Here is a 421-nt window from a genome sequence, read left to right as displayed (position 1 = left end):
GGGAAGAAAGAGGAGCGAAGCGGATTGATAGGCACCGGCTATATCGGCAAGGCGCACGCGAGCGCCTATGCCCAGGCCCCGACGGGGATCACCCTGCGCGGCAGGCTGGGGCGCGAGATGGGGGCGGAAGTCACGCCGGAGCTGGCGGCAGCGCGCGCCCGGGCGTTTGGCTTTAACCGTGAACCGGGAGTCTGGCGGGCGCTGGTGGCCGACCCGGCCTTTGACGTGGTGGATATTTGCTCACCCTACCACGTGAATAATGTGATGGCTCTGGAGGGGATCCGCCAGGGCAAGCTCGTGTACTCGGAGTAGCCTCTGGCGCTCAAGGCCCTTGATGCGCGCGAGAGGGTCGACGCCGCGAATCGGGCCGGGGTGAAAACGCTGGTGGGGTTCAACTACATGAAGAACCCGACGGCGCAGT

1 pseudogene is annotated in these 421 nt (G+C 65.8%); it reads left to right on the top strand.

Annotated elements, in window-relative coordinates:
• Window positions 1-421: pseudogene (locus A6013_RS24400) on the top strand (Gfo/Idh/MocA family protein); the annotation flags it as partial.

The sequence above is a fragment of the Enterobacter sp. IF2SW-B1 genome (genome assembly GCF_001743375.1).
Lineage (GTDB): Bacteria > Pseudomonadota > Gammaproteobacteria > Enterobacterales > Enterobacteriaceae > Enterobacter > Enterobacter bugandensis.
The sequence above is the reverse complement of the archived record's forward strand: the minus strand, read 5'-3'. Positions and strand labels throughout refer to the sequence as shown.